Below are 22,772 nucleotides of genomic sequence, written 5' to 3'. Positions count from 1 at the left end.
CGCTGTGCGCACGTGAAGCCGGGTCGATCTCGGCTCGTGCGCACAGCGCACGCTGCGTGAGGCAAAAAAAACGGGAGGAAGCAGTCCTGTCGACCGCTCCCTCCCGCCACGTCACACGGTTATTTCAATCCGGCGCTCATGGCCTTGGCCAGCGAGCCTTGAGCATCGTCGCCGCTCAACTCCCAGAAGAACGCACCTCCCAAGCCCTGCGTCTTGGCGTAACTCATCTTCTCGGTGATCAAGGCGGGGTTGTCGAAGCTCCAGAACGTGCTGCCGTTGTAGATCCAATGCGCGCGCGCCTGGCTATCGACGAAACTCGGCCAGCCCAGGTTCTTCAGCACCTTGTAGTCCTCGATGCCGGATTCGTAGGTGCCCGGCGCTGCGCTGCCTGTTTGATACAAGCCGTTATTGACGTTCGCCACGTTGGTCCAGCCGCGGCCATAGAAGCCGATACCCAGGTTCAACTTGCTGGCCGGCACGCCACGTTCCAGGAATGCCTCGATGGCATCGTTGGTGTTATAGAACCTGACATCACCGGTGGAAGGATCGCTGGGCGAATCGAACAAGGCCGAGTGATGGTTGGTTTTGGCTTCCCATGCGCCATGGAAGTCATACGTCATGATGTTGATGAAATCCAGGTACTGCGCGTACTGGCCGGGATCGGTGGCGGCGATCTTGTCGACGCCGGCGCCGACGGCGACGGTCAGTAGCAGTCCGGGGCGGACCGCGTCGAGCTGGCGGCGGAACTCGGCCATGAGTGCGGTGAAGTTGGCACGGTCTTCCGCCGAGCCGCAGCTCAAGCCACAGGCGTTCGGGTATTCCCAGTCGATGTCGATGCCGTCGAAGACGCCCGCGGCCGCACCCGTTCCACCCGCTCCATCGGTGACCGGCAAATTGCCGCGAATATAGGCGTCGATGCACGAAGCCACGAACGCCTGCCGATTGGCCGGTTTGGCCGCCTCGGAGAAGCCGCGCGACCACGTCCAGCCACCCAGCGAAATCAGCACCTTCAAGCCGGCATGCTTGGCCTTCAGTTCTTTCAGCTGGTTCCAGTTGCCGCGTAGCGTCTGGTTCCAGGTGTCGGCCACGCCGTCCACGCTTTCGGCCGCGCTGAAGGCTTTCGTATAGTCGGCAAAAGCATCGCCGCCTATTCCGGTATTGGGATCCGATGCCTGCGTCACGCCGACTTCGCAGCGGTTGTTGCGGACATTGCCGAAGGCGTAGTTGATGTGCGTCAGCTCGGCGGCCGTGCCGCTGGTATCGATGTTCCTGACCCGATAATTGCGGCCATAGATGCCCCACTGCACGAAATAGCCCAGGACCCGCTTGGTGCCGCCTCCGCTGCTGGGTTGCGTCGTAACGCTAATGGAGGCAGTTTGCGCCGACGCGTTTCCTGCATTGTCGCGGGCACGCACAGCAAAGGTGTACGCGGTGTTCGCCGCCAGACCGGTGCTGGTGTAACTGGTGGAGGTAGGTGATCCCACCAGGGCGCCGTTGCGATACACGTCATAACCGGCAATGCCGCTGCCTCCGCTGTTGTCGGCGGACGCATTCCAGCTGAGTGAGACGCTGCTGGTTGTCTTGGAAGGCGACGTCAAACCGGTCGGCACAGCCGGTGGCGTGGTGTCCGAAGAGGCTGCAGTGGTGACACTGATCTGTGCGCTTTGCGCCGAAGCGTTGCCGGCATTGTCGCGTGCGCGGACCCGGAAAGTGTAGGCGGTGTTCGCCGCCAGGCCAGTGCTGGTGTAGCTGGTCGATGTAGGTGAGCTCACCAGGCTGCCGTTGCGGTACACGTCGTAACCCGCGACGCCGCTACCGCCGCTGTTGTCGGTGGAGGCATTCCAGCTAAGCGAAATGCTGCTGGCGGTTTTCGATGGTGAGGCCAATCCGCTTGGAACGCTGGGCGGCGTGGTATCGCTGGCGGCAGCAACCGTTACGTTGACCGTGGCCGATGTCGTGGTGGCACCGGCGTTGTCCGTTGCCACGGCGGTCAATGCATAGCTGCCGGCCGCTGCACTGGTCCAGGCGACGCTGTACGGTGAGCTGGTGTCGGTTCCCAGCGAAGTCGAGCCGCGGAAGAACTGAACCTGCGCGATGCTGCCATCGCTGTCGCTAGCCGTGGCGGATACGGTGATGGTGGCGCCCGTGTTGAAGCTGGCGCCGTTAGCCGGCGCAGTTAGCGCCACGCTGGGGGGCTGATTGCCGCCGGTAGTGCCGCAGGTGCCGAGATCGCGGTACCAGCCGCACGTAGTGCAATGAGTGGGAGGCGCATTCCAGATATCCGTCAGTGCTTCATACAGTTTGCTCTGGTAGGTCATGCGATCGCCGGCATGGTAGATCGTCGACGCATTCCAGGCCGGTACGCCTGTGCAGCTGACGGTCTGTGCCTGCGCCGCGGATATCCACGGCACCATCAGAAAACACGCAAATAAACTTCTCAGTCCCCATCTCATCAGCCTCATATTCCACTCTCCCTTTTTCTTGCCAGGTTTTAAAATCAGAATGCGCCGACCGTGGGGAGTCAGCATGGTGTGTCGATGGGCCGCATGTGGTGACGATGTGGAAAATGCGCGTTACGCCCGATCGAATTCAGCATGGTTGGCGCCGCGACGAATCACTGCGCCAGTCATGCATATGCCTGACCGGTGCGGAAAGGGAGTGTGACCGGATGCATGAAAACGAAGAGTTGGCTTGCTTTCGTGCGTAACACGCATGACAAGCGACATCGCACTTAGAGAAAAACGATTTCGTGGACAAACAGGCACTGCCTTCAAGGAAGGCTCGCGTCATTCGTCGCCGGTGAAATCGGTTTCGCTTTTCCGTGTCGCGTTGTGGCAGCGAGGAGTTGCCGCCATGCGCTGGTCAGCCAGCGGTGTTCACAAGACAGGAAGATGTCTTGTCATGACATTCGCGGCTCTTACATAGGATGGGTCTTGACCCATCATTGCCATGCTTGAGTTCGCGACGACAGCTATCGAAGCCGGCTCAAAACACTCGGTGATATGGCGGCTGCTCGTAGCTGGGGAGGTGATTTCGTTGTTGCCGCTGTTGCTTGGGTATGGCGATGGCGGGTCGAGACCCGCCCTACGTGCTTGCTTTGAAAGGCGGCAATGGTTTGACCACGCCGTATTTCTCTTTCAGCGGTTTGCCTTTCAGCGGCGGCAGGTCTACGGGCGCCGGCGGCACGTCGGTTTCGGGCAGGCGATCCAGCAGGTCCCGAATCAAGGTCAGGCGGCCCAGGCGCTGATCGTTGAAATCGACCAGCGTCCACGGCGCGTGTTTGGTATGAGTGGCTTTGAGCATGGCTTCGCGCGCTTCGGTGTACTCACCGTATTTTTCGCGTGCCTTGAGATCTATGGGCGACAGTTTCCAACTCTTCAGCGGCTCTCCCGCGCGTTCGGCGAAACGCTCTTCCTGGCGAGCCTGATCTACCGCCAGCCAATACTTGAATAGCAGGATGCCTTCGTCGATAAGCGCTTTCTCGAACACTGGCGTTTGCTGCAGGAATTTGCGGTATTGCGCGTCGGTGCAGTAGCCCATCACCTTTTCCACGCCGGCGCGGTTGTACCAACTACGGTCGAACAACGCGATCTCGCCCGCCGCAGGCAAGTGGGAGACATAGCGCTGCAGATACCACTGCGCGCATTCGCGCTCGCTGGGTTTTGGCAGTGCCACTACCCGGCACTGTCGCGGGTTCAGATGCTCGGCGATGGCCCCGATAGCACCGCCTTTTCCCGCGGTATCGCGCCCTTCCATCAGCACCACGATCCGGCTGCCCGCATGCTGGACCCAGCGCGCCATCGCCGCCAACTCGAGTTGCATGGGTTCCAGCAGTGCTTCGTATTCCTTGCGCTTGAGCTTCTTCATGCCACTTCCTTTTCTGAAAGAATCGGGTGGTGCAGGCGAGGGCGCTACGGTTATTGTCGAAGTCCGTTGCTGGCCATTGATGGCCCGGGCCTCTCCGGATCAGCGCTTGCGCTTGGAATGCCCCGCCATGCCGCGGGCAACTTCCAGCAGCGCGCCTTGCTGGCGGGTGTTGAGTGCGCGATATGCGGCCAGCAGGTCATGTTCGCCGCGCGTCCGCGCCGGGTCCAGCGTCGAAGCGAGTTCGGACAACAATGCGCCGGCCGGGACCCCGAGGGTACGCGCCAATGCATTCAATTGGTCTTTGCCGGGCAGCTTGTCGCCGCTCATCCAGGCTTTGACCGTGGCCGCGCCTGCACGCGGGATGGCGGCGGCGAGGTCCGCGGCGGTCAGCCCACTGGCCTTGGCCAGCAAGCGCAACGTGGTATCCAGCGGCGGCGACATTCCTTTACTCCTTCAAGCGTGGGCGCAAGGTAGCCAGATTGCAGGGCTGCGTGCGTGCATCGAGCTGAGCGCGGATGATCTTTTCCCAGCCGGTGCGGCAGGCCGACGTCGAGCCGGGCAGGCAGAACACGAACGTCTGATTGGCCAAGCCCGCGAAAGCCCGCGATTGCAGCGAAGAGGTACCGATCTCTTCGAAGCTGATTTGCCGGAATAGTTCGCCGAAGCCGGGCATTTCCTTGTCGAGCAACGGCCGCACGGCCTCCGGCGTGGAATCGCGGCCGGTGAAGCCGGTACCGCCGGTGACCAGAATGCCATCCACTTCGGGATCGGCGATCCACTGCGAGACCTGCGCGCGCATCCGGTAGCGATCATCCGGAAGCAATGCGCGCCCGGCCAGCCGATGCCCGGCTCCCGTCAACGCTTCAACCAGATAATCGCCGGAACGGTCTTCCTGCAGCGTCCGGGTATCGGACACAGTCAAAACGCAGAGGCTCAGGGGAATCAAGGCAGAGGAATGGCTCATGCGGCCAGCCTATAGGCAAGTGTGCCGGCCTTTCAATCGTTATTGATGTATTCCGCTTTCCGTTTCACGTAGAGCGGAGCTGCGCCTCGCGATAGCTCCGAGTCAGTGGCAATGGGGCCGTCGCAACGGCAGGTGATAACGAATAGCCGCTTCAAAGCGCTTCGTAGAGCGGAGCTGCGCCTCGCGATAGCTCCGAGTCAGTGGCAATAGGGCCGTCGCAACGGCAGGTGATAGCGAATAGCCGCTTCAAAGCGCTTCGTAGAGCGGAGCTTGCTCCGCTGCTTTCTAATCTCACCGACAGAAGAGCAGCGGAGCAAGCTCCGCTCTACGAGAATTTGGGGGCGCCTCCCTTGTGGGGAGGCGCCGGATTTCCATTACCGATCATCTTCCTTGGATGCACCGGCGTTGGCGTCCAGCCCTGCATTCGCCGAAACGCTGCGATCCTTGCGTGAGGCGGATGCGCCGGCGTTGCCGCGGGCCGATTGGCTGGCGTCGATGCGTTGCTTGCCCTCATCCGTCTTACGCTGCGATGTGGCACTGCCCTCGCCGGAAGCGGACGCGGAGCTTTCAAAAAGCCCAGTGCCGCTGTCCTGTTCCGCGTTGGTGGTTGCGCCACCGCTTGCATTGCCCGCGGCATCACCCTGCGAGGTCAGCCGTCCCGACGCGGCTCGCTGCGTGGTGTTGGATGCCGCCGAAGAAACAGCACCTAGCGCATCTGTGGCCTGATTCTCGGAAGAGCCGCTACCGTTCCGCGGCGACAACTGGGCTTGTCCCTGGCCGATCGCTTCGCCGGCGGCTGAAGCGGCCGCATTCCCCTGCCGCGTCGCTGCGCCCACACTTCCAGCCGCGCTTCCGGCAGCGTCCAGGGCGCCAGCAGCCGTTCCGGCCTGTGCCGAGCCGGTGCCCTGGCCGGCGAGTTCCAACGCCGCACGTGGATCAGCCGCATTTCCTGCGCGTTCCGCCGCCTTGCGGGCGCGTTCTTCCGCACGGCGCGTCAGGCGTTCTGTGCGTTCGATGCCACGTTCGCTCATGCGCGATGCGCCGCGGAGCGTTCCACCCACCGGGTCCGTCTGTGGGCCCAGCAGGCCGCCGCCGACGCCGCCAGTGATCTGGCCACCAATGCCACCTGTGGCGCCACCGCCAAGCAATTGGGCACTTGCAGGAAGCGTGAGCAATGACAGCGCGGCACTCGCGCCAAGGGTCAGTAGGGTTTTCTTGTTCATGTTCTGCCTCCGAATCGACCACAGACCATCTGCGGTGCTCATAGGCAATTACGAACCGGTGTATCCGATTATTCCGTGCCGATGACTCGTGTTGCCGGGCGTTCATTTGCGGACGCCGGAACCGGCCTGGACTTATCGTCCAGCAAGCCATGGCCGTAGGTCGTATCGCTACCGCGCCTGCCCAGATCGACCGCTTCGGTTGCCAGTAGCTGCTGGATGCGTAGGGAGAGTCCCGGTTGCGGCTCGGCTACCGCCTCGGCAGCCGCACGGGCCACCAACGGTGCGGCATAGGAGGTCCCGCGTACGGATTCCCACTTTCCACCCGGTGCCGCGGCATTCAAGCCGACACCAAGTGCGGCGAAATCCACCTGCGTGCCGCGCCCGGCTTCCGGCAGCACGCGATGGCGCGCATCCACCGCAGTGACCCCGATGACATCCGGATAGGACGCCGGATACAGCGGCGGCGCGGCGGGGCCATCGTTGCCAACAGCCGCCACGATGACGTAGCCACGCTGGATCGACGAACGGACGACTTTTTCCAACAACGCGTTTGGCGGACCGACAAGGCTGACGTTGATTACCGGTACCCGTTCGCGTGCCAGCCAACCAAGTGCTTCTGCCAGTGCGACCACGGTGCCGCCCGCCGGCTGACCACAATAGATGTCGGCGGCGAACAACGTGGCGTGAGCGGGTGCGCTGTTTTTCCCGGTGCCAACCAGCAACGAGGCGACGGCGGTTCCGTGGCGATCCGGTTGCGAAACGCCACCGCAGCTCCAGGTGCGGATCTCGGCACCTGCCAGCGCCGGGTGCGCGCGGTCCACGCCGGTATCGATCAAGCCCACGCGCCAATTCCCGCTATTTCCGTGTGTCTTGTGCATCGTGGAAGGAGAAGAAGGCGACGATGACTGCGCGGCTGATCCGGTGTACAGATGATTGAAGTCGTACTGACCGTCGGGATCCAGCTGGCGCAAACGGGCCAACGCGCGTCGTGTGCGTTCGTCAGTGGGTGCGCGCAGGACGACGAGACGGATATCCAGACCATCAAGCGTTCGTTCCTGGACGATCGTGAATCCCGCTGCGAGTGCGCGTTCCAGCGAAAGCGGTGAAGGATCGATCGCCACGACTTCGCTACGGACTACGGGCGCGCCTTGTGGATCGGCGTCGATGCGTCCGGGGTGTTCACGCAGCAATGCGCGAATCTGGAGTTCGCGCAAGCCGGCAAGCTCGTGGCCTACCGAATTCACCGAACCTTGCACGGAATCGAGTGTGTGCTGCGGCAGGTCCGTTGGCAGTGTCGGCACCGCGGGCAATGCCAGCTGGGCTCCGGCGGGCGCGGCAATGAGCAACGCCAACGATAACGTCGATATCAGGGGCCGGATCCAAGCATTCATGGGCGTAGCGCGTTGGCACGAGACAGCTGCCGACGATGCTAGCATCGCGATGAATGCGGGCTTGCTGCGGCGCCAATGTCGGCAAATCCACCGGATTAAAACGCCCTTGCCGTTCGTACTAGGTTGAAAGATGCTCGATTCCGATCAGCGGGTAAAGGATGGCTTGTGCGAATTGCTGCCGCGCTTGCGGCGGTTCGCGCGTGCGCTGGCCGGGAATCCGCAGGACGCGGACGATCTGGTGCAGACGGCGGTGGAGCGTGCGCTGGCGCGGGCTTCGCAATGGCGAAGCGACATGCGTCTGGATGCGTGGCTGTACGGCATCGTTCGTAACGCCTGGATCGATGAAGTGCGTTCGCGCGGCCGCGTTCGACATTTGTTCGCACCGGACGACGCCGGTGCGAATGTAGGCGAATCGTCCATCGATGCGCAATTCATCCGGATGTCGGTGGAGGCGGCCATGGCGAAGCTCCCCGAAGAGCAGCGTAGCGCCGTGGCGTTGGTACTGATTGAAGGTTTGGCCTACAAGGAGGCGGCATCGGCGCTGGACATTCCGATGGGAACATTGACCAGCCGGTTGGCGCGCGGCCGGGAAGCATTGAAACGAATGTTGGGCGACAACGCCGAGGTGGATACATGAAAATCGCGGAAGAAACCTTGATGGCGTATGTCGACGGCGAACTGGATCCGGCCGCCGCCGCACGCGTCGAGGCAGCGTTGGTGGATGATCCGGAGCTGGCGGCCGCGGTAGCGCGCGAGCGTGCATTGCGCCAGCGCCTACAGTCGGCATTCGGCCGCATAGCGGAAGAGCCGGTGCCAGAACGGCTTGTCGCCGCCGCGCGTGGCGAAACGGCGCAGCCGCAAGTAGCGATGAGTGCTCACACGCGCCGTCGCGGAACTTGGCGCTATTGGGGCGCAATGGCAGCCGGCATTCTGGTCGGCGTGTTGTTCGGGCGGATGCTGCCGGATCTCGGCTCCCGCACATGGGAGAGCGGCCCCGACGGCGTGTTGTTGGCCAGCGGCGAACTGGCGAAGGCACTGGATACGCAGTTGGCGAGCGCACCCGCCGCCGGTGCCACCACCATCGGTCTGAGCTTCAAGGCCAGCAATGGCGAATACTGCCGTACCTTCACCACTACCCAGCCGCACGCACTGGCCGGCATGGCCTGCCGTGGGCCGCGAGGCTGGCAGGTGCCGACGCTGATGGAAACGCAACTCGCATCTGCCGGAGAAATGCGAACGGCATCCAGTGGTTTACCGTCCGCGCTATTGGACCAAGTGGATGCGCGAATGCAGGGAGAGCCGCTGGACGCCGAAGGCGAGCGTGCTGCACGCGACGCCGGCTGGCGTTGACCGGCGCAACGTCAGCGCCGCATACTCGCATGCATTTCTCGCGCGGCCAAAACGAAACTCCGTGCAAACGCTGCCATGTCGAACAAACCGTTCCGCCTTTCGCGGCATGCTGCCAGTTCTTCTCGCAACACCGCCAAAGCGGCCGGGTCGTTGCCTAGCCGGATCGCACGCGCGATGAAGCTCTGCTCGTCGGGCGCATTCAGCGCTTCCATTCCCAGATGGTGATTCAGGCTGCCTGCCACGCGCGAAGCGAAGGTTTCGCCGGGGCAAGTCAGCACCGGACAACCTGCCCACAACGCATCGGACGCGGTCGTGTGCGCGTTGTAGGGATGCGTGTCCAGGAATAGATCGGCATGCTGATACCGCGCCAGATACTCGGCGTGCGGAAGCTTGCCCATGAAGACCAGCCGCGCGGGATCGATGCCCGAATCGCGCGCCGCTTCCCGCAGACGATCATCCGCCCGGCCCGGCCCCGACAGCAGCCACAAAACACTGCCCGGTACGCCGCCTAGCACCGCCATCATCCGAGCGAAGCTGGTGGGATTGAGCTTGTAGCTATTGTTGAAACAGCAATAGACCACGCCACCGGCTTCCGTCCGCTCCGGCAGTCCGCATTCGGCGCGCGAAGGTGCGGGTGGAATCGCACGCTGGGTGTCCGACGGCTGGAAACAGCCCGGCAACCATTTCACCCGTTCGGTGTAGTGGGGCGTGAGTACTTCGGGCAGAACAAAGCGATCGGCCAACACGTAGTCCAACCAGGGCGCACCGGACGTGCCCGGATAAGCCAGCCAGTTGACCTGTACCGGTGCCGGTCGCATTGCCAGCACTTCCGGTGCGCCGCCACCGCCCCAGCCACGCAAGTCGAACAGCACATCGATATTCTGTTCGCGAATGGCATGGGCGATGCGCGCATGCGGCTGTCCGGCGGCTTCGTGCAGCCGGGTCGCTGTTCGCAGCCGTTGGCGAATGATGCTGCCGTCATCGCGAGTGAGTGCGAACAGATGCGCTTCGGCCTCGGAATGAGAAGACAGTGCTTCGAAGAATGCCGCCGTTAGCAGGCCAGTGGGATGCGCACCGAAGCCGTTGGACAGAAAACCCAGTCGCAGCGTGCTGCGATCGCGTGTCGATGCCATTTCCGAAACCGCTGGCATCGGCCGGATCCGTCGGGCGATTTCGGCTGCGCGCAAGCGTGCGCACGCCAGCTGTTCGGCGGGCGGAGCGTCTTCGCTGAGGAAGGCGAAAGGCTCGACAGCGGCACGTCCCTCGCGCACTGCACGGCGGACCTGGTTGGAGAGCGTCTCCAGTTCGCGCCAATCGCATAACTTGCGTCGCCAATTCAACAGATGCGCCGCTATCGACGGCTCGCTCGGCATCAGCCGATACGCGTTTTCGTAGGCTTGTGCGGCCGCTTCGGCTTCGCCGGCATCTTCCAGCGCATGGCCCAGCCACAGGGCGATGCCGGGATGCTGCGGCACCTGCGTCGCCGCTTGCCGCAGCGCCTCGACCGCCTGCGCATGCTGGCCCTGCATCCAATACGCTCGGCCTAATCGCGCCAGGGCTTCAGGGTGGTGGGGGCGAAGTGTCAGCGCACGTGCCGCGGCGCGGAGTCCAGCATCGACATCGCCATGATCGAGTTCGGCTTCTGACAGCATGACCCAGGCGATGAAATCCTGTGGGTTGCCGTGCACCGTCTGCCGCAGGCGTAGCAGCTGCGGATCGGCCACGACCTCGCTCACGGATTCAGCGATAGCCGGAAGCGCAGCGTGCCTTCGTACAGCTCCCAACCCAGACGGCGGTAAAGCGTCTGCGCGGAATCGTTGCTGTGGTCCGTTTCAAGTTCCAGCCGGCGCGCACCGTCAGCACGGGCGAACTCAGTGGCGGCCTGTAGTAACGTCTGCGCTACACCTTGCCGCCGTGCAGCGGCATCGACGTAGAGATCGTTGAGTACCCAGACGCGCGTGGCGCCCACCGATGAAAACGATGGGAACAACTGGGTGAAGCCCAATGCCTTGCCGGCCGCTTCCGCCAGGAAAATGACGGACTCATCTTGCTGCAAACGTTCGCTGATGAAGCGGCGCGCCAATGCCGGATCGCTTGGCTGCTCATAGAACGTCCGGTACAGGTCGAACAACGGAGCGATGGCGTCTACGTCTTCGATGGTTGCGCGTCGAACATCCATCATGCGGCCTCCGTCAGGCGTGCCAACTCGTCAGCCTGGTATTCACGGGTCAGTCGATCCACCAGCGAGTCCAGGTCACCTTGCAAAACATTAGGCAGATCGTACAGCGTCAAACCTTCCACACGGTGGTCGGTGATCCGGCCCTGCGGATAGTTATACGTGCGGATGCGCTGACTGCGGTCGCCGCTACCCACCTGCAACTTGCGCGACTCGGCCTGCGCCGCCAACTGCTTGCTGCGTTCGGCGTCCAGCAACTGCGCCTTCAGTCGCTTCATGGCCTTGTCGCGGTTGGCATGCTGCGATCGCTCGGTCTGGCACTCCACCACCGTACCCGTGGGCAGGTGGGTGATGCGGATGGCCGAGTCGGTTTTGTTCACGTGCTGGCCGCCGGCGCCGGAGGAGCGGAAGGTATCCACTCGCAAGTCGGCCGGATTGATCACGATCTCATCCACTGCTTCGTCTTCCGGAATGATGGCGACAGTGGCGGCGGAGGTGTGGATGCGCCCTTGTGATTCGGTTTCCGGTACGCGTTGCACGCGGTGGGTGCCGGATTCGAATTTCAGTTTGGAGAACGCGCCACGCCCGGTGATCTTGGCCACGATTTCCTTGTAGCCGCCGTGTTCGCCGGGGCTGTCCGATTCGATCTCCACCTTCCAGCCCTGGCGCTCGGCGTAACGCGCGTACATGCGGAACAGGTCGCCGGCGAAGATCGCCGCTTCATCGCCGCCCGTACCCGCGCGCACTTCCAGGAACAGGTTGGCGTCGTCGCGGGAATCCTTCGGCACCAGCAGCAGCGAAAGCTCGTCTTCCAATTGCGCCAGCCGCTTGCGTGCAAGCTCGATTTCTTCTTCAGCCAGTTCGCTCAGTTCGGGATCATTGCGCATCGCTTCGGCCGCGGCCAGGTCGCGCTTGGCCTTGGTTTCTTCGGCTAGTGCGGTGACCACGGGCTCCAGCTGCGCGAACTCGCGAGAGTAGTTGCGGAAACGGTCGTTGTCGCTCAACGCACCGGGATCGGCAAGCAGGCGTTCGAGTTCTTCGCGGCGTTCGGCCAGCGCTTCGAGTTTACGGCGCAGCGTCGGCGTCATCGTCTTTCTTGAGGTGGGAGTAGGGTGGCTGCGCCGGGAACAGGCGGTCGGCGGCGCGGGTCAGTTCGGCGTCGCCACGCAAGGCCGCATCGCGCAAGGCAGCGGTGGGCGGGTGCAGCAGTCGGTTGGTCAGCGTATGCGCCAGGAAGTCCAACACTTCATCCGCATGGCGGCCGTTGGCCAGTTGTTGCCGGGCCTTCGCCAGCACGTCATCGCGAGTGGCATCGCCCAGCGCGCGCAGTCGCTTCAGTGGCTCTTGGCGTGCACCGGCATGCAGGCTTTCGATGTAGCGCTGCACTTGCAGATCGATGATGACTTCGGCGGCTTCGGCGGCTTCGCGGCGACTGCGACGGTTGTCTTCCACCGCCCGTTCCAGATCATCGACGGTGTACAGGTAGGCGTCGGCCAATTGCGCCACGCTCGGTTCGATATCGCGCGGGACCGCCAGATCGAACAGCAGCATCGGTTTGTGCTTGCGCTGCGACAACGCGTGGCTGACTTGCGCGCGCGTCAACACCGGTTCGCGGCTGGCGGTAGCGGAAAACACCACGTCGGCTTCGGCCAGATGGCGATCCAGCTCGGACAACGGCAGCGCATAACCGCCGTGGCGAGTCGCCAGTTCCTGCGCGTGCGCCAAGGTGCGGTTGGCGATCAGCAATCGCTGCACCCGGCCTTCGCTCAGGTGCTTGGCGGCCAGTTCGATGGTTTCGCCTGCGCCGACCAGCAGCACGGTGGATTCGCTGAGCCGGGCAAAGGAGTTCTGCGCCAGTCGCACCGCAGTGGAGGCGACCGAAACCGGGTTGGCGCCGACGCGGGTGTCGGTGCGGGCGCGCTTGGCGACGGCGAAGGTCTGCTGGAACAACCGGTCCAGGCGGCTGCCCAGTGCGCCGTGTTCGCGCGCCATGGCCCAGGCATCCTTTACCTGCCCCAGGATCTGCGGTTCGCCCAGGACCATGGAATCCAGGCCTGTCGCGACGCGGAACAGATGGCGCACCGCGTCGGCATCGGCATGGCGATACAGATATCCATGCAGCCCGTCGGCGTGGGTTGCCAGCCAGTTCGCCAACTCGTCGCCGTCCTCGGCTACCGCGTACAGCTCGGTGCGATTGCAGGTGGAAAGCAGCGCCGCTTCGGTCACCCGCGGCAGCGCGCGCACCGAATTCAGCGCACCAGGCAGCGACGCCGGGTCGAACGCAAGGCGTTCGCGCATTTCGACCGGCGCGGTCTGGTGGTTGAGTCCGAGAACCCACAACGTCATCGTTCAGGTGCTTGCGCTAAGCTGCTGGCTGGTGAGGGCCGCTATTTTACGGCCCGTATGATGCTTATGCCCGCAATGATTCGTATCACCGTTGCCGCGCTGCTCGCGCTGGCACTGATCCAGCCCGCGCAGGCGGCCAAAAAGCCGGCCCCTGCCGATGATTCGCTCGCCGCGGTCATGGCGGGAGAGTTCGCCCTGCAGGCCGGCCAGCTGCCGGAAGCATCGCGCTGGTATCTGGAAGCTGCCCTTCAGCAGGACGACGACGCCGGGCTGGCTGAGCGAGCCACGCGCATCGCCTTGCTGGCCAATGAGGACAGCCGCGCCGCCGAAGCGCTCAAGTTATGGCGGCAACGCGCGCCCAAGTCGATGGCCATGCGCGGTGCCGAAGCCACGCTGGCCTTGCGTGAGGGCGATGCTCGCACCGCCCGTCGCGAGCTGGGGGCATTGATGAAGGAGCCCGATGACCTGGGCTGGCGCTACGCGCTGACCGCGCTGGGTAGCGGCGGCAAGGACCCCAAGTTGTCCGCCCGTTTGCTGGACGAACTGGTCGACGACAAGGCTATCCCCGACAAGCTGCAGGCGTGGCTGGCGTTCGCCGGGCTGGCACAGCAGTTGGATCAGCCGAAACTTTCCGAGCGCATCGTCGGCGACGTGGTGCAGCGGTTTCCCGAAGAGCCGCTGGTGGCGCTGTTGCATGCCCGCCAGTTGCGGCAGGTCGACAAGCAGGATGAAGCCCGCGAAGTCCTGGATGGGCTGCTGCCAACGGCGGCTTCCAACAACACGGTGCGGCTGAATCTGGCCGAAGAATACGACCGGCTGGGGGATGTGGTCGCCGCCTCCAATGCATTGGCGCAAGGGTCGCAGGACACGCTGACCTACAGTCTGCGTGCCTCCTTGCTGGCCAAAGGCGACAACAAAGAGGCGCTGAATAAGCTTTACGAGGAGCTGCGGCGCGATTCCGACGAGGCTTCGGGCAGTGATCGCTATAGTCCGGACCGCCGCTTGCTGTTGGGCAAGATTGCCGAGTTCCTGAAGCGCAACGAAGAAGCGCTGACCTGGTATCGCAGCGTGCCCACCGGCGATCAGCGCACCGAAGCCAGATTACGCATCGCCAGCACACTGTATGAGTTGGGGCGCAAGGATGAAGCCTTCGCCGAGGCGCGACGCCTACAAGGCGATGCGACTGTGGAAGACGAAGCCCGCCGCGACGCCTATTTGATAGAGGCCGAGCTGCGGCAAAAGAACGAAGACGACACCGGCGAACTGGACGTATTCGCGCGTGGCCTGGCGGCTTATCCGGACGATCTGGGGCTGCTGTACTCGCGCGGGTTGGCGTGGGAACGTCGGGACCGTATCGACCGCGCCGAGGCGGATTTCCGCAAGATACTGGTGATCGATCCTGAAAACGTGGCCGCACTCAACGCGTTGGGCTACACGCTGGCCGACCGTACCAATCGCTATCAGGAAGCGTTGGAGCTGATCGACCGCGCCCGCACGGCCGCTCCAGAGGATGCCGCCATCATCGACAGCTACGGCTGGGTGCTCTATCGGCTGGGGCGCAACAAGGAGGCCCTGGTCGAATTGCGCCGGGCGTTCACGCTGCAAAAAGATCCGGAAATCGCGTCGCATATCGCCGAAGTGCTGTGGGTCACCGGCCAGAAGGAGGAAGCGCGCAAGTACTTCGATGAAGCGCGCAAGCTGGATCCCGAAAATCGCGCGCTGTTGCGGGCCTTGGAGAAAACCGGCGCATGAGGTCGTGTATGAGGACGGGCCGGGGACTCTGCCTGGGTGTGATGGTGGTTTCGCTGGCGGCTTGTGTGAGCCGCGGACCGCGGATGGAAACGCCGGCGAAGCTGACCGATCCCGAGGCCGTGGCAGCGGCGCAAGCCCAGCAGGCTATTCGCGAAAGCTGGCTGCGTACCCACGACAACTGGGCTTTCGAAGGCCGGGTGGCGATCAACAACAATGGAAAGGGTGGCAACGGCCGGATCGATTGGCGTCAGGACGGTGACCGCTACGAGGTGTCGTTGAGCGCGCCGGTTACCCGTCAAAGTTGGCGGTTGATTGGCGATACGCGCAGCAAGGCCGGCCGGCTGGAAGGCCTGGAAGGCGGCACCCGCGAGGGCGAGGATGCCGAGCAACTGCTGCGCGAAGCCACCGGCTGGGAAATTCCGATCCAGGCACTGACCCGCTGGGCGCAAGGCATGTCGGGTCCCGGCGCGACGGCCGAGCAGATCGACTTCGCGCCGGATGGCCGGTTGCGCAGCGTGCAGGAGTCAGGCTGGCGGATCGATTACGCGCTCTGGTTCGAACCGCAGGGTGACCATCCCGCGCTGCCGCGCCAGATCGTCGCCGTGCGCGAGGGCGCCAAGGTGCGCTTGATCGTGGATCGTTGGGATTTCGGCGCCCCATGAACGACTTCGATGTATCGGCAGGGTGGTCGGCTTGGCCCGCCCCCGCCAAGCTGAACCTGTTCCTGAACATAATTGGCCGGCGCACCGACGGTTATCACGAGCTGCAGACCGTATTCCGGTTGCTGCATTGGGGCGACACCGTGCATTTGCGCGTTCGCGACGATCGCTTGATCAAGCGGGTGGGCGAATCCGCCGCTGGCGTGGCCGAAGCTGACGATCTGATGGTGCGGGCAGCCGTTCTGCTTCAAACGGAAGCCAACGTCGAGCAAGGGGCAGACATCTCCGTCGAAAAAAGGATTCCGGCAGGCGGCGGCTTTGGTGGCGGATCCTCCGATGCGGCGACCGTCCTGGTGGTGCTAAATCAACTATGGCGGGTGAATTGGCCGTTGGATCGCTTGGCGAAGCTTGGTTTGGCGCTGGGTGCCGACGTGCCGGTCTTCGTACAAGGTGAGAATGCCTGGGCCGAGGGAGTAGGGGAGAAATTGACCCCGATTTCGCTGCCGTCCGCCTGGTATGTGGTGGTCGATCCGGGTGTTCATGTCCCCACGGGCGATCTTTTTCGATCAGAGGATTTGACGCGCAATGCTGCACCCGCGAAAATACGCGACTTCGTTTCGGGAAACTTGCTCGACAATGCGTTCGAGCCGGTGCTGCGCCGCCGCGAACCAGCCGTAGAGGCTGTGTTTTCGGCATTGTCGCGTATTGGCTCACCTCGTCTGACCGGTTCCGGCAGCGGCTGCTTCGTGGAATTCGCTGATCGCGCCTCTGCCGAGGCTGCGCTGCGGGAGCTACCTGACGGTTTGCACGCCTGGGTTGCGGAAGGCGTGACGCGTTCGCCGTTGCACAAGTCCCTGGCGAAATTAGTTTGAAAAACACCTAGCTTTAAAAAAAACACACTGGGGCGTCGCCAAGAGGCCTAAGGCACCGGGTTTTGATCCCGGCATTTCGTAGGTTCGAATCCTACCGCCCCAGCCATAACTGCAGGTTTCTCTGCGCCAGACCCGCGCATTCGTGTGCGGGACTAAGCCCGACTTCGGTAGCCATCAGCGGTGAGAGACAAGATGCAAGATGATCGTAACCTGCTTGTCTTCACCGGCAACGCCAACAAGCCGCTCGCGGCCAGTATCTGCCGTGAGTTGGGCGTGCGCGCCGGCAAGGCGCTGGTGTCTCGCTTCTCCGACGGCGAAGTGCAGGTGGAAATCGAAGAAAACGTGCGCCGGCAGGAAGTGTTCGTCATTCAGCCGACCTGCGCACCCAGCGCGGAAAACCTGATGGAGCTGCTGGTGCTGATCGACGCACTGAAGCGCGCATCGGCCGCCAGTGTCACCGCGGTGGTGCCGTATTTCGGCTACTCGCGCCAAGATCGCCGCCTGCGTTCCTCGCGCGTGCCGATCACCGCGAAGGTAGCGGCCAAGATGTTCAGTGCGGTCGGTACCGACCGTGTGCTGACGGTGGACCTGCACGCTGACCAGATTCAGGGATTCTTCGATATTCCGGTCGACAATGTTTATGCGTCACCGCTGCTGCTGGCCGACATCTGGCGCGCCTACGGCACCGACAACCTGATCGTGGTGTCGCCGGACGTGGGTGGTGTGGTGCGTGCACGTGCGGTGGCCAAGCGACTGGACGACGCCGACCTGGCGATCATCGACAAGCGCCGTCCGCGCGCCAACGTGGCAACGGTGATGAACATCATCGGCGACGTGGAAGGCAAGGATTGCGTGCTGGTCGATGACATCGTCGACACCGCGGGTACGCTGTGCGCCGCGGCCGCCGCGCTGAAGGCGCGGGGCGCGAAGAAGGTGGCGGCCTACTGCACACACCCTGTGCTCTCCGGCCCGGCAGTGGACAATTTGAACAAATCGGTGCTGGACGAGCTGGTCGTCACCGACACCATCCCGCTTTCGCCGGAAGCGAAAGGTTGCAGCAGGATTCGCCAACTCAGCGTGGCCGAATTGCTGGCAGAAACGATCCGCCGCATCGCCTTTGGCGAGTCGGTGAGTTCGTTGTACGTGGACTAAGAGGCCGGGAATAGGAAATCGGGAATAGGGAATCGTAAGAGCGCAGGGACGTGCTCCTGATTTTTCCCATTCTCTATTCCCAATTCTCCATTCCCGGCTTTTTCAATGGCTCTTCTGGTCGCGGAAGAGTCTCCAAAACCGTCGCGAGACGGTTCATTCAACTGAAGGTAGTAAGAAAATGGCAACCACACATGAAATCAAGGTGCAACGCCGCGAAGACGAAGGTAAGGGTGCGAGCCGCCGCCTGCGTCACGCTGGCCACGTGCCCGCCATCGTTTACGGTGGCGATCTCAAACCGGTCAGCATCCAGCTGAACCACAATGAAGTCTGGCTCGCGAGCCAGAACGACTGGTTCTATTCGTCCATCCTGGACCTGAGCCTCAATGGCGACATCCAGAAAGTGCTGCTGCGCGATTTGCAGCGCCACCCGTTCAAGCAGCAGATCATGCACATGGACTTCCAGCGCGTGAACGAAAACGAGCTGCTGCGCGCCACGGTGCCGTTGCACTTCATCAATGAAGACAAGTCGCCGGCCGGCAAGTCCGCTGAAGTCGTGGTAACCCACGAACTGAACGAACTGCACGTGAGCTGCCTGCCGAAGGATCTGCCGGAGTTCATCGAAGTCGATCTGTCCGCGTTGTCGGTGGGCGACGTGGTCCACTTGTCCGATATCAAGCTGCCGGCTGGCGTCGAATTGCCTGAGTTGAAGCTGGGCAAGGAGCACGACGTGGCGGTGGTGATCGCCAAGCACGGCCGTGTCGAAGAAGCCGAAACGCCCGAAGCCCCGACGGCTGACGTTCCGGCTGCCAAGGCGAAGAAGGACGAGAAGTAATCCTGCCGCGATGCGCTCGCTGCTAAGGCGAGCGCATCCTCGCGGGGCTTTGCGATGGCAGGCATACGTCTCATCGTCGGGCTGGGTAATCCCGGTCCCGAACACGCGCGAACCCGGCATAACGCCGGGTTCCGTTTTGTCGATACCCTGGCGGAGCGGCAGGGCGAGCGATTTGGCCTGGAAAGCAAGCTGTTCGGCGAAACGGCCCGGGTAGTCGTTGCAGGACAGCCGATATGGCTGCTCAAGCCGGCCACCTACATGAACCTCAGCGGCAAGTCGGTCACTGCGGCGCTGCGTTACTGGAAAATCGATCCGGAAGAGGCGTTGCTGGCGCACGACGAGCTCGATCTGGCTCCCGGTACGGCGCGGCTGAAGTTCGATGGCGGCCATGGAGGCCAAAACGGCTTGCGTGACACCATCCAGCTATTAGGACACGGCAAGTTCCACCGGCTGCGCATCGGTATCGGCCATCCCGGCCACAAAGACAGGGTGACCAGTTGGGTGCTGGGCAAGCCCGGCAAAGAGGATGAGAGCCTGATAGGTCACGCCATCGACGACGCCATTGATGTGCTGCCCCTGGCAGTGGCGGGAGATTTCAACGAGGCGATGAAGCGGTTGCATACGAGCAAGTAGTAAAACCGGCGGCGAGCGCCGCCTGCTAAGAGTCAATGGTAAAGAGTGGCGACGCGCGCTTTTCTTTACCTTTCACTCTTCACCATTGGCGGCTTTAATCCATGGGTATCAAATGCGGCATCGTCGGTCTGCCCAATGTGGGTAAGTCGACCCTGTTCAACGCGCTGACCAAGGCGGGCATCGCGGCGGCCAACTTCCCGTTCTGCACCATCGAGCCAAACGTCGGTGTTGTGCCGGTGCCGGACCTCCGCTTGAACCAGCTGGCCGAAATCGTCAAACCGCAGAAAGTGTTGCCGACCGCGGTCGAGTTCGTCGACATCGCCGGGCTGGTGGCGGGCGCGGCCAGTGGCGAAGGCCTGGGTAACAAATTCCTGGCTCACATCCGTGAGGTGGATGCCATCACGCATGTGGTGCGCTGTTTCGAGCATGGCGACATCGTGCACGTGGCCGGCAAGGTGGATCCTCTTTCGGATATCGAGACTATCGACACCGAGCTGGCGCTGGCGGACCTGGATAGCGTTGAAAAGGCATTGAACCGCGCCGAACGCTCAGCCAAGGCCGGCGAAAAGGATGCCATCGCGCGCAAGCCAGTGCTGCAGAAGCTGCATGCGGGGCTGAGTGATGGCAAGCCGGGTCGCGCGCTGGGGCTGGATGAGGAAGAAAAGGCGCTGGTACGTGATCTGTTCCTGCTGACTCTGAAGCCGGTCATGTATGTGGCCAACGTGCTGGAAGACGGATTCGAAAACAACCCGCATCTGGATCTCGTTCGGGCGCGCGCCATTGCGGAAGGGGCAGAGGTGGTGCCGGTTTCGGCTGCCATCGAGGAAGAGCTGGCCCAGCTGGATGAAGAGGATCGCGACACCTTCCTGGCCGATCTGGGTCTGGAAGAGCCAGGGTTGAACCGGGTCATACGCGCGGCCTACAAGCTTTTGGGATTGCAGACCTACTTCACAGCCGGGGTGAAAGAAGTGCGTGCCTGGACGGTCAAGGCCGGCTCCACGGCTCCCCAGGCGGCGGCAGTCATTCACACCGATTTTGAGAAAGGCTTCATCCGCGCCGAAACCATTTCCTTTGACGACTTCATCAAATACAAGGGCGAATCCGGCGCGCGCGATGCTGGCCGCCTGCGTCTGGAAGGCAAGGAATATCGGGTCCAGGAAGGCGACGTGCTGCACTTCCGGTTCAACGTCTGAAAAATGTTGGCATCTGCGCGTTGACAGGCGCGCCGGTTCAGGCCAAAATCTCTGGCTGTTTCACCCTGGTTTGATTTGACCGCGCCGGTCGGGTCGATCCGGTGATCCGGAGGGATACCCAAGCGGCCAACGGGGGCAGACTGTAAATCTGCTGGCTCACGCCTTCGGTGGTTCGAATCCACCTCCCTCCACCAAAATTCATGTTGTGTGTTGTGGTTGTCTCCCGGCGCGGGAGTAGTTCAACGGTAGAACCTCAGCCTTCCAAGCTGATGGTGCGGGTTCGATTCCCGTCTCCCGCTCCACTGAACACCGAAGCGCCAGTAACCGGAACAGCAAGAAAGTTTTACGCTCACGTAGCTCAGTCGGTAGAGCACCTCCTTGGTAAGGAGGAGGTCGATGGTTCGATTCCATTCGTGAGCACCACCATTAGCAAGTTCATTAACGATCTACTCGAGAAGAAGCAGCCATGGCAAAGGGTAAATTCGAACGCACCAAGCCGCACGTGAACGTGGGCACGATTGGTCACGTGGACCACGGCAAGACGACGCTGACGGCGGCGCTGACGAAGGTCGGTGCAGAGCGTTTCGGAGGCGAGTTCAAGGCCTATGACGCGATTGACGCGGCGCCGGAAGAGAAGGCGCGCGGCATCACGATCTCGACGGCGCACGTGGAATACGAAAGCCCGAACCGCCACTACGCGCACGTGGACTGCCCGGGCCACGCCGACTATGTGAAGAACATGATCACCGGTGCGGCGCAGATGGACGGTGCGATTCTGGTGTGCTCGGCCGCGGACGGCCCGATGCCGCAGACGCGCGAGCACATTCTGCTGTCGCGCCAGGTCGGCGTGCCGCACATCGTGGTCTTCCTGAACAAGGCGGACATGGTGGACGACGCCGAGCTGCTGGAGCTGGTGGAAATGGAAGTGCGCGAGCTGCTGAGCAAGTACGACTTCCCGGGCGATGACACCCCGATCATCCACGGTTCGGCGCGTTTGGCGCTGGAAGGCGACCAGTCGGAGATTGGCGTGCCGTCGATCATCAAGCTGGTGGAAGCGCTGGATACGTTCATTCCGCAGCCCGAGCGCGACATCGACCGTCCGTTCCTGATGCCGGTGGAAGACGTGTTCTCGATTTCCGGCCGCGGCACCGTGGTGACCGGTCGTATCGAGCGCGGCATCATCAAGGTGGGCGACGAAATCGAAATCGTGGGTATCCGTCCGACCGTGAAGACCACGGTGACGGGTGTGGAAATGTTCCGCAAGCTGCTGGATCAGGGCCAGGCGGGCGACAACGCCGGTCTGCTGCTGCGCGGCACCAAGCGTGACGACGTGGAGCGCGGCCAGGTGCTGTGCAAGCCGGGTTCGATCAATCCGCACACCCAGTTCGAAGCCGAAGTGTATGTGCTGAGCAAGGACGAAGGCGGCCGTCACACGCCGTTCTTCAAAGGTTACCGTCCGCAGTTCTACTTCCGTACGACCGATATCACCGGTGCGGTGACCCTGCCGGAAGGCGTGGAGATGGTGATGCCGGGCGACAACGTGAAGATGGTGGTGGAGCTGATCAACCCGGTGGCGATGGACGAAGGCCTGCGTTTCGCGATTCGCGAAGGCGGCCGTACCGTCGGCGCGGGCGTGGTAGCCAAGATCATCAAGTGACGTCCTGACCCGGGCGGGCGCAAGCCTGCCCGGCTTTGTCAGGCCGTCACCCCGGCGCAGGCCGGGGTCCAGCGACTTGATAAAGCACGAAATGGCGGGCCGGAACCTCGGTCCGCCTTCGCCGTCTAAGGAGTCCCGAAGACGGCGAAGCATCAAGCCAATACGCCAGTAGCTCAATTGGCAGAGCAGCGGTCTCCAAAACCGCAGGTTGGGGGTTCGAGTCCCTCCTGGCGTGCCATTGCGGGCATTTCCGCAGAAGCCCGGCTCTCAAGGCCGGACTTAAAGAACCAAGAGCGACAGTGACTTGAATAGCAAGGTCGAACAATCCAAAGCCGGCACTTCCGCGGGCGACATCGCCAAGTATGTTCTGGCGTTGGCGCTGGTAGCGACCGGTCTGGTGGCGTGGTGGTGGTTCAACGGCCAGTGGGCCACGCCGCTACGCTCGCTCGCAGTCGCAGCCGGACTGGTACTGGGCGCGGTCGTGTTTTTGACCACATCGAAGGGGCGCGATACCCGGGAATTCCTGGCCGAGTCGCGTTTCGAAATGCGCAAGGTCGTATGGCCCACGCGCGAAGAGGCCATGCGCACCACCTGGGTCGTCGTCGTGGTGGTGATCGTGCTGAGTTTGTTGTTGGCCGGTTTCGATTTCGCCATACAGGCGTTGATCGAGTGGTTCCTGAACTTTGGCCGCTGAGGAGAATGTCG

At 62.7% G+C, this 22,772-nt stretch carries 21 protein-coding genes and 5 tRNA genes; 16 read left to right on the top strand and 10 right to left on the bottom strand.

The genetic code is table 11. The features are described from left to right. Window positions 1-119 precede the first annotated feature (119 nt). The 6 genes from AADW18_RS09760 to AADW18_RS09735 form a co-directional block, all read right to left on the bottom strand. Window positions 120-2,414, bottom strand: coding sequence for a glycosyl hydrolase family 18 protein (locus AADW18_RS09760; RefSeq protein ID WP_337343171.1), 2,295 nt, complete (start codon window positions 2,412-2,414; stop codon window positions 120-122). A gap of 670 nt (window positions 2,415-3,084) precedes the next feature. Then, window positions 3,085-3,867, bottom strand: coding sequence for a polyphosphate kinase 2 (gene ppk2, locus AADW18_RS09755; RefSeq protein WP_337343170.1), 783 nt, complete (start codon window positions 3,865-3,867; stop codon window positions 3,085-3,087). A gap of 99 nt (window positions 3,868-3,966) precedes the next feature. Next, window positions 3,967-4,308, bottom strand: a complete 342-nt coding sequence (locus AADW18_RS09750) for a helix-turn-helix domain-containing protein (protein WP_337343169.1) — start codon at window positions 4,306-4,308, stop codon at window positions 3,967-3,969. A 4-nt stretch (window positions 4,309-4,312) separates the two neighbouring features. Then, the gene (moaB, locus tag AADW18_RS09745; RefSeq protein WP_337343168.1) at window positions 4,313-4,831 is read right to left on the bottom strand and encodes a molybdenum cofactor biosynthesis protein B; all 519 of its coding nucleotides are present in this window, start codon (window positions 4,829-4,831) and stop codon (window positions 4,313-4,315) included. A 374-nt stretch (window positions 4,832-5,205) separates the two neighbouring features. Further along, a complete protein-coding gene (locus tag AADW18_RS09740; protein ID WP_337343167.1) occupies window positions 5,206-6,054 on the bottom strand; it encodes a hypothetical protein in 849 nt (282 codons plus the stop codon). A gap of 68 nt (window positions 6,055-6,122) precedes the next feature. Next, on the bottom strand, window positions 6,123-7,445 hold the full coding sequence (locus AADW18_RS09735; protein ID WP_337343166.1) for a S8 family serine peptidase: 1,323 nt from the start codon (window positions 7,443-7,445) through the stop codon (window positions 6,123-6,125). Window positions 7,446-7,575: 130 nt separating this feature from the next. On the opposite strand from AADW18_RS09735, the gene AADW18_RS09730 reads away from it, so the two are divergent. Then, a complete protein-coding gene (locus tag AADW18_RS09730; RefSeq protein WP_337343165.1) occupies window positions 7,576-8,082 on the top strand; it encodes a sigma-70 family RNA polymerase sigma factor in 507 nt (168 codons plus the stop codon). Beyond that, window positions 8,079-8,795, top strand: a complete 717-nt coding sequence (locus AADW18_RS09725; RefSeq protein ID WP_337343164.1) for a zf-HC2 domain-containing protein — start codon at window positions 8,079-8,081, stop codon at window positions 8,793-8,795. Before AADW18_RS09730 ends, AADW18_RS09725 begins: the two co-directional genes overlap by 4 nt. An 11-nt stretch (window positions 8,796-8,806) precedes the next feature. On the opposite strand, the gene AADW18_RS09720 is transcribed toward AADW18_RS09725, so the two are convergent. Genes AADW18_RS09720 through hemA form a run of 4 tightly spaced genes read right to left on the bottom strand, consistent with a single transcriptional unit; the run spans window position 8,807 to window position 13,317 of the window. Next, window positions 8,807-10,531 carry a tetratricopeptide repeat protein gene (locus tag AADW18_RS09720; protein WP_337343163.1) on the bottom strand — a complete coding sequence of 575 codons (1,725 nt, stop codon included), beginning with the start codon at window positions 10,529-10,531 and terminating at the stop codon, window positions 8,807-8,809. Then, window positions 10,528-10,974 carry a GNAT family N-acetyltransferase gene (locus tag AADW18_RS09715; RefSeq protein WP_337343162.1) on the bottom strand — a complete coding sequence of 149 codons (447 nt, stop codon included), beginning with the start codon at window positions 10,972-10,974 and terminating at the stop codon, window positions 10,528-10,530. Before AADW18_RS09715 ends, AADW18_RS09720 begins: the two co-directional genes overlap by 4 nt. After that, window positions 10,974-12,059, bottom strand: coding sequence for a peptide chain release factor 1 (prfA, locus tag AADW18_RS09710; protein WP_337343161.1), 1,086 nt, complete (start codon window positions 12,057-12,059; stop codon window positions 10,974-10,976). The genes AADW18_RS09715 and prfA overlap by 1 nt, the downstream gene beginning before the upstream one ends. Then, the gene (gene hemA, locus AADW18_RS09705; RefSeq protein ID WP_337343160.1) at window positions 12,037-13,317 is read right to left on the bottom strand and encodes a glutamyl-tRNA reductase; all 1,281 of its coding nucleotides are present in this window, start codon (window positions 13,315-13,317) and stop codon (window positions 12,037-12,039) included. The genes prfA and hemA overlap by 23 nt, the downstream gene beginning before the upstream one ends. 66 nt (window positions 13,318-13,383) lie before the next feature. Here hemA and AADW18_RS09700 point away from each other — a divergent pair, with 66 nt between their 5' ends. From AADW18_RS09700 to secE, 14 genes are all read left to right on the top strand, one after another. Further along, complete coding sequence (locus tag AADW18_RS09700) at window positions 13,384-15,069, top strand: tetratricopeptide repeat protein (protein WP_337343159.1); 1,686 nt, start codon at window positions 13,384-13,386, stop codon at window positions 15,067-15,069. 8 nt (window positions 15,070-15,077) lie between these two features. Then, complete coding sequence (gene lolB, locus AADW18_RS09695; protein WP_337343158.1) at window positions 15,078-15,731, top strand: lipoprotein insertase outer membrane protein LolB; 654 nt, start codon at window positions 15,078-15,080, stop codon at window positions 15,729-15,731. Then, window positions 15,728-16,600, top strand: coding sequence for a 4-(cytidine 5'-diphospho)-2-C-methyl-D-erythritol kinase (gene ispE, locus AADW18_RS09690; RefSeq protein WP_337343157.1), 873 nt, complete (start codon window positions 15,728-15,730; stop codon window positions 16,598-16,600). The genes lolB and ispE overlap by 4 nt, the downstream gene beginning before the upstream one ends. 28 nt (window positions 16,601-16,628) lie before the next feature. Beyond that, window positions 16,629-16,706: transfer RNA gene (locus AADW18_RS09685), tRNA-Gln, on the top strand. An 86-nt stretch (window positions 16,707-16,792) separates the two neighbouring features. Continuing rightward, window positions 16,793-17,752 (top strand): ribose-phosphate diphosphokinase, encoded by a 960-nt coding sequence (locus AADW18_RS09680; protein WP_337343156.1) that lies wholly within the window; start codon window positions 16,793-16,795, stop codon window positions 17,750-17,752. A gap of 178 nt (window positions 17,753-17,930) precedes the next feature. After that, window positions 17,931-18,584 (top strand): 50S ribosomal protein L25/general stress protein Ctc, encoded by a 654-nt coding sequence (locus AADW18_RS09675; RefSeq protein WP_337343155.1) that lies wholly within the window; start codon window positions 17,931-17,933, stop codon window positions 18,582-18,584. A gap of 54 nt (window positions 18,585-18,638) precedes the next feature. Further along, window positions 18,639-19,217 (top strand): aminoacyl-tRNA hydrolase, encoded by a 579-nt coding sequence (gene pth, locus AADW18_RS09670; RefSeq protein ID WP_337343154.1) that lies wholly within the window; start codon window positions 18,639-18,641, stop codon window positions 19,215-19,217. 101 nt (window positions 19,218-19,318) lie between these two features. Next, window positions 19,319-20,410, top strand: coding sequence for a redox-regulated ATPase YchF (gene ychF / locus AADW18_RS09665; protein WP_337343153.1), 1,092 nt, complete (start codon window positions 19,319-19,321; stop codon window positions 20,408-20,410). A gap of 108 nt (window positions 20,411-20,518) precedes the next feature. Next, a tRNA-Tyr gene (locus tag AADW18_RS09660) sits at window positions 20,519-20,604 on the top strand. Between the two features lie 34 nt (window positions 20,605-20,638). Further along, window positions 20,639-20,712, top strand: a tRNA-Gly gene (locus AADW18_RS09655). 45 nt (window positions 20,713-20,757) lie between these two features. Further along, window positions 20,758-20,833: transfer RNA gene (locus tag AADW18_RS09650), tRNA-Thr, on the top strand. Between the two features lie 43 nt (window positions 20,834-20,876). After that, a complete protein-coding gene (gene tuf / locus AADW18_RS09645; protein ID WP_337343142.1) occupies window positions 20,877-22,067 on the top strand; it encodes an elongation factor Tu in 1,191 nt (396 codons plus the stop codon). A gap of 162 nt (window positions 22,068-22,229) precedes the next feature. Continuing rightward, window positions 22,230-22,305: transfer RNA gene (locus tag AADW18_RS09640), tRNA-Trp, on the top strand. Window positions 22,306-22,371: 66 nt separating this feature from the next. Continuing rightward, window positions 22,372-22,761, top strand: a complete 390-nt coding sequence (secE, locus tag AADW18_RS09635; protein WP_337343152.1) for a preprotein translocase subunit SecE — start codon at window positions 22,372-22,374, stop codon at window positions 22,759-22,761. Window positions 22,762-22,772: the final 11 nt, after the last annotated feature.

Source organism: Pseudoxanthomonas sp. CCNWLY206-1, assembly GCF_039710385.1.
Classification (GTDB): domain Bacteria; phylum Pseudomonadota; class Gammaproteobacteria; order Xanthomonadales; family Xanthomonadaceae; genus Pseudoxanthomonas_A.
The sequence above is the reverse complement of the archived record's forward strand: the minus strand, read 5'-3'. Positions and strand labels throughout refer to the sequence as shown.

Coding starts and splice junctions, on each gene's coding strand:
- AADW18_RS09760 (WP_337343171.1), bottom strand. CDS start 2,414: ATGGTGCCGTGGATATCCGCGGCGCAGGCACAGACCGTCAGCTGCACA.
- ppk2 (WP_337343170.1), bottom strand. CDS start 3,867: ATGAAGAAGCTCAAGCGCAAGGAATACGAAGCACTGCTGGAACCCATG.
- AADW18_RS09750 (WP_337343169.1), bottom strand. CDS start 4,308: ATGTCGCCGCCGCTGGATACCACGTTGCGCTTGCTGGCCAAGGCCAGT.
- moaB (WP_337343168.1), bottom strand. CDS start 4,831: ATGAGCCATTCCTCTGCCTTGATTCCCCTGAGCCTCTGCGTTTTGACT.
- AADW18_RS09740 (WP_337343167.1), bottom strand. CDS start 6,054: ATGAACAAGAAAACCCTACTGACCCTTGGCGCGAGTGCCGCGCTGTCA.
- AADW18_RS09735 (WP_337343166.1), bottom strand. CDS start 7,445: ATGAATGCTTGGATCCGGCCCCTGATATCGACGTTATCGTTGGCGTTG.
- AADW18_RS09730 (WP_337343165.1), top strand. CDS start 7,576: ATGCTCGATTCCGATCAGCGGGTAAAGGATGGCTTGTGCGAATTGCTG.
- AADW18_RS09725 (WP_337343164.1), top strand. CDS start 8,079: ATGAAAATCGCGGAAGAAACCTTGATGGCGTATGTCGACGGCGAACTG.
- AADW18_RS09715 (WP_337343162.1), bottom strand. CDS start 10,974: ATGGATGTTCGACGCGCAACCATCGAAGACGTAGACGCCATCGCTCCG.
- prfA (WP_337343161.1), bottom strand. CDS start 12,059: ATGACGCCGACGCTGCGCCGTAAACTCGAAGCGCTGGCCGAACGCCGC.
- hemA (WP_337343160.1), bottom strand. CDS start 13,317: ATGACGTTGTGGGTTCTCGGACTCAACCACCAGACCGCGCCGGTCGAA.
- AADW18_RS09700 (WP_337343159.1), top strand. CDS start 13,384: ATGCCCGCAATGATTCGTATCACCGTTGCCGCGCTGCTCGCGCTGGCA.
- lolB (WP_337343158.1), top strand. CDS start 15,078: ATGAGGACGGGCCGGGGACTCTGCCTGGGTGTGATGGTGGTTTCGCTG.
- ispE (WP_337343157.1), top strand. CDS start 15,728: ATGAACGACTTCGATGTATCGGCAGGGTGGTCGGCTTGGCCCGCCCCC.
- AADW18_RS09680 (WP_337343156.1), top strand. CDS start 16,793: ATGCAAGATGATCGTAACCTGCTTGTCTTCACCGGCAACGCCAACAAG.
- AADW18_RS09675 (WP_337343155.1), top strand. CDS start 17,931: ATGGCAACCACACATGAAATCAAGGTGCAACGCCGCGAAGACGAAGGT.
- pth (WP_337343154.1), top strand. CDS start 18,639: ATGGCAGGCATACGTCTCATCGTCGGGCTGGGTAATCCCGGTCCCGAA.
- ychF (WP_337343153.1), top strand. CDS start 19,319: ATGGGTATCAAATGCGGCATCGTCGGTCTGCCCAATGTGGGTAAGTCG.
- tuf (WP_337343142.1), top strand. CDS start 20,877: ATGGCAAAGGGTAAATTCGAACGCACCAAGCCGCACGTGAACGTGGGC.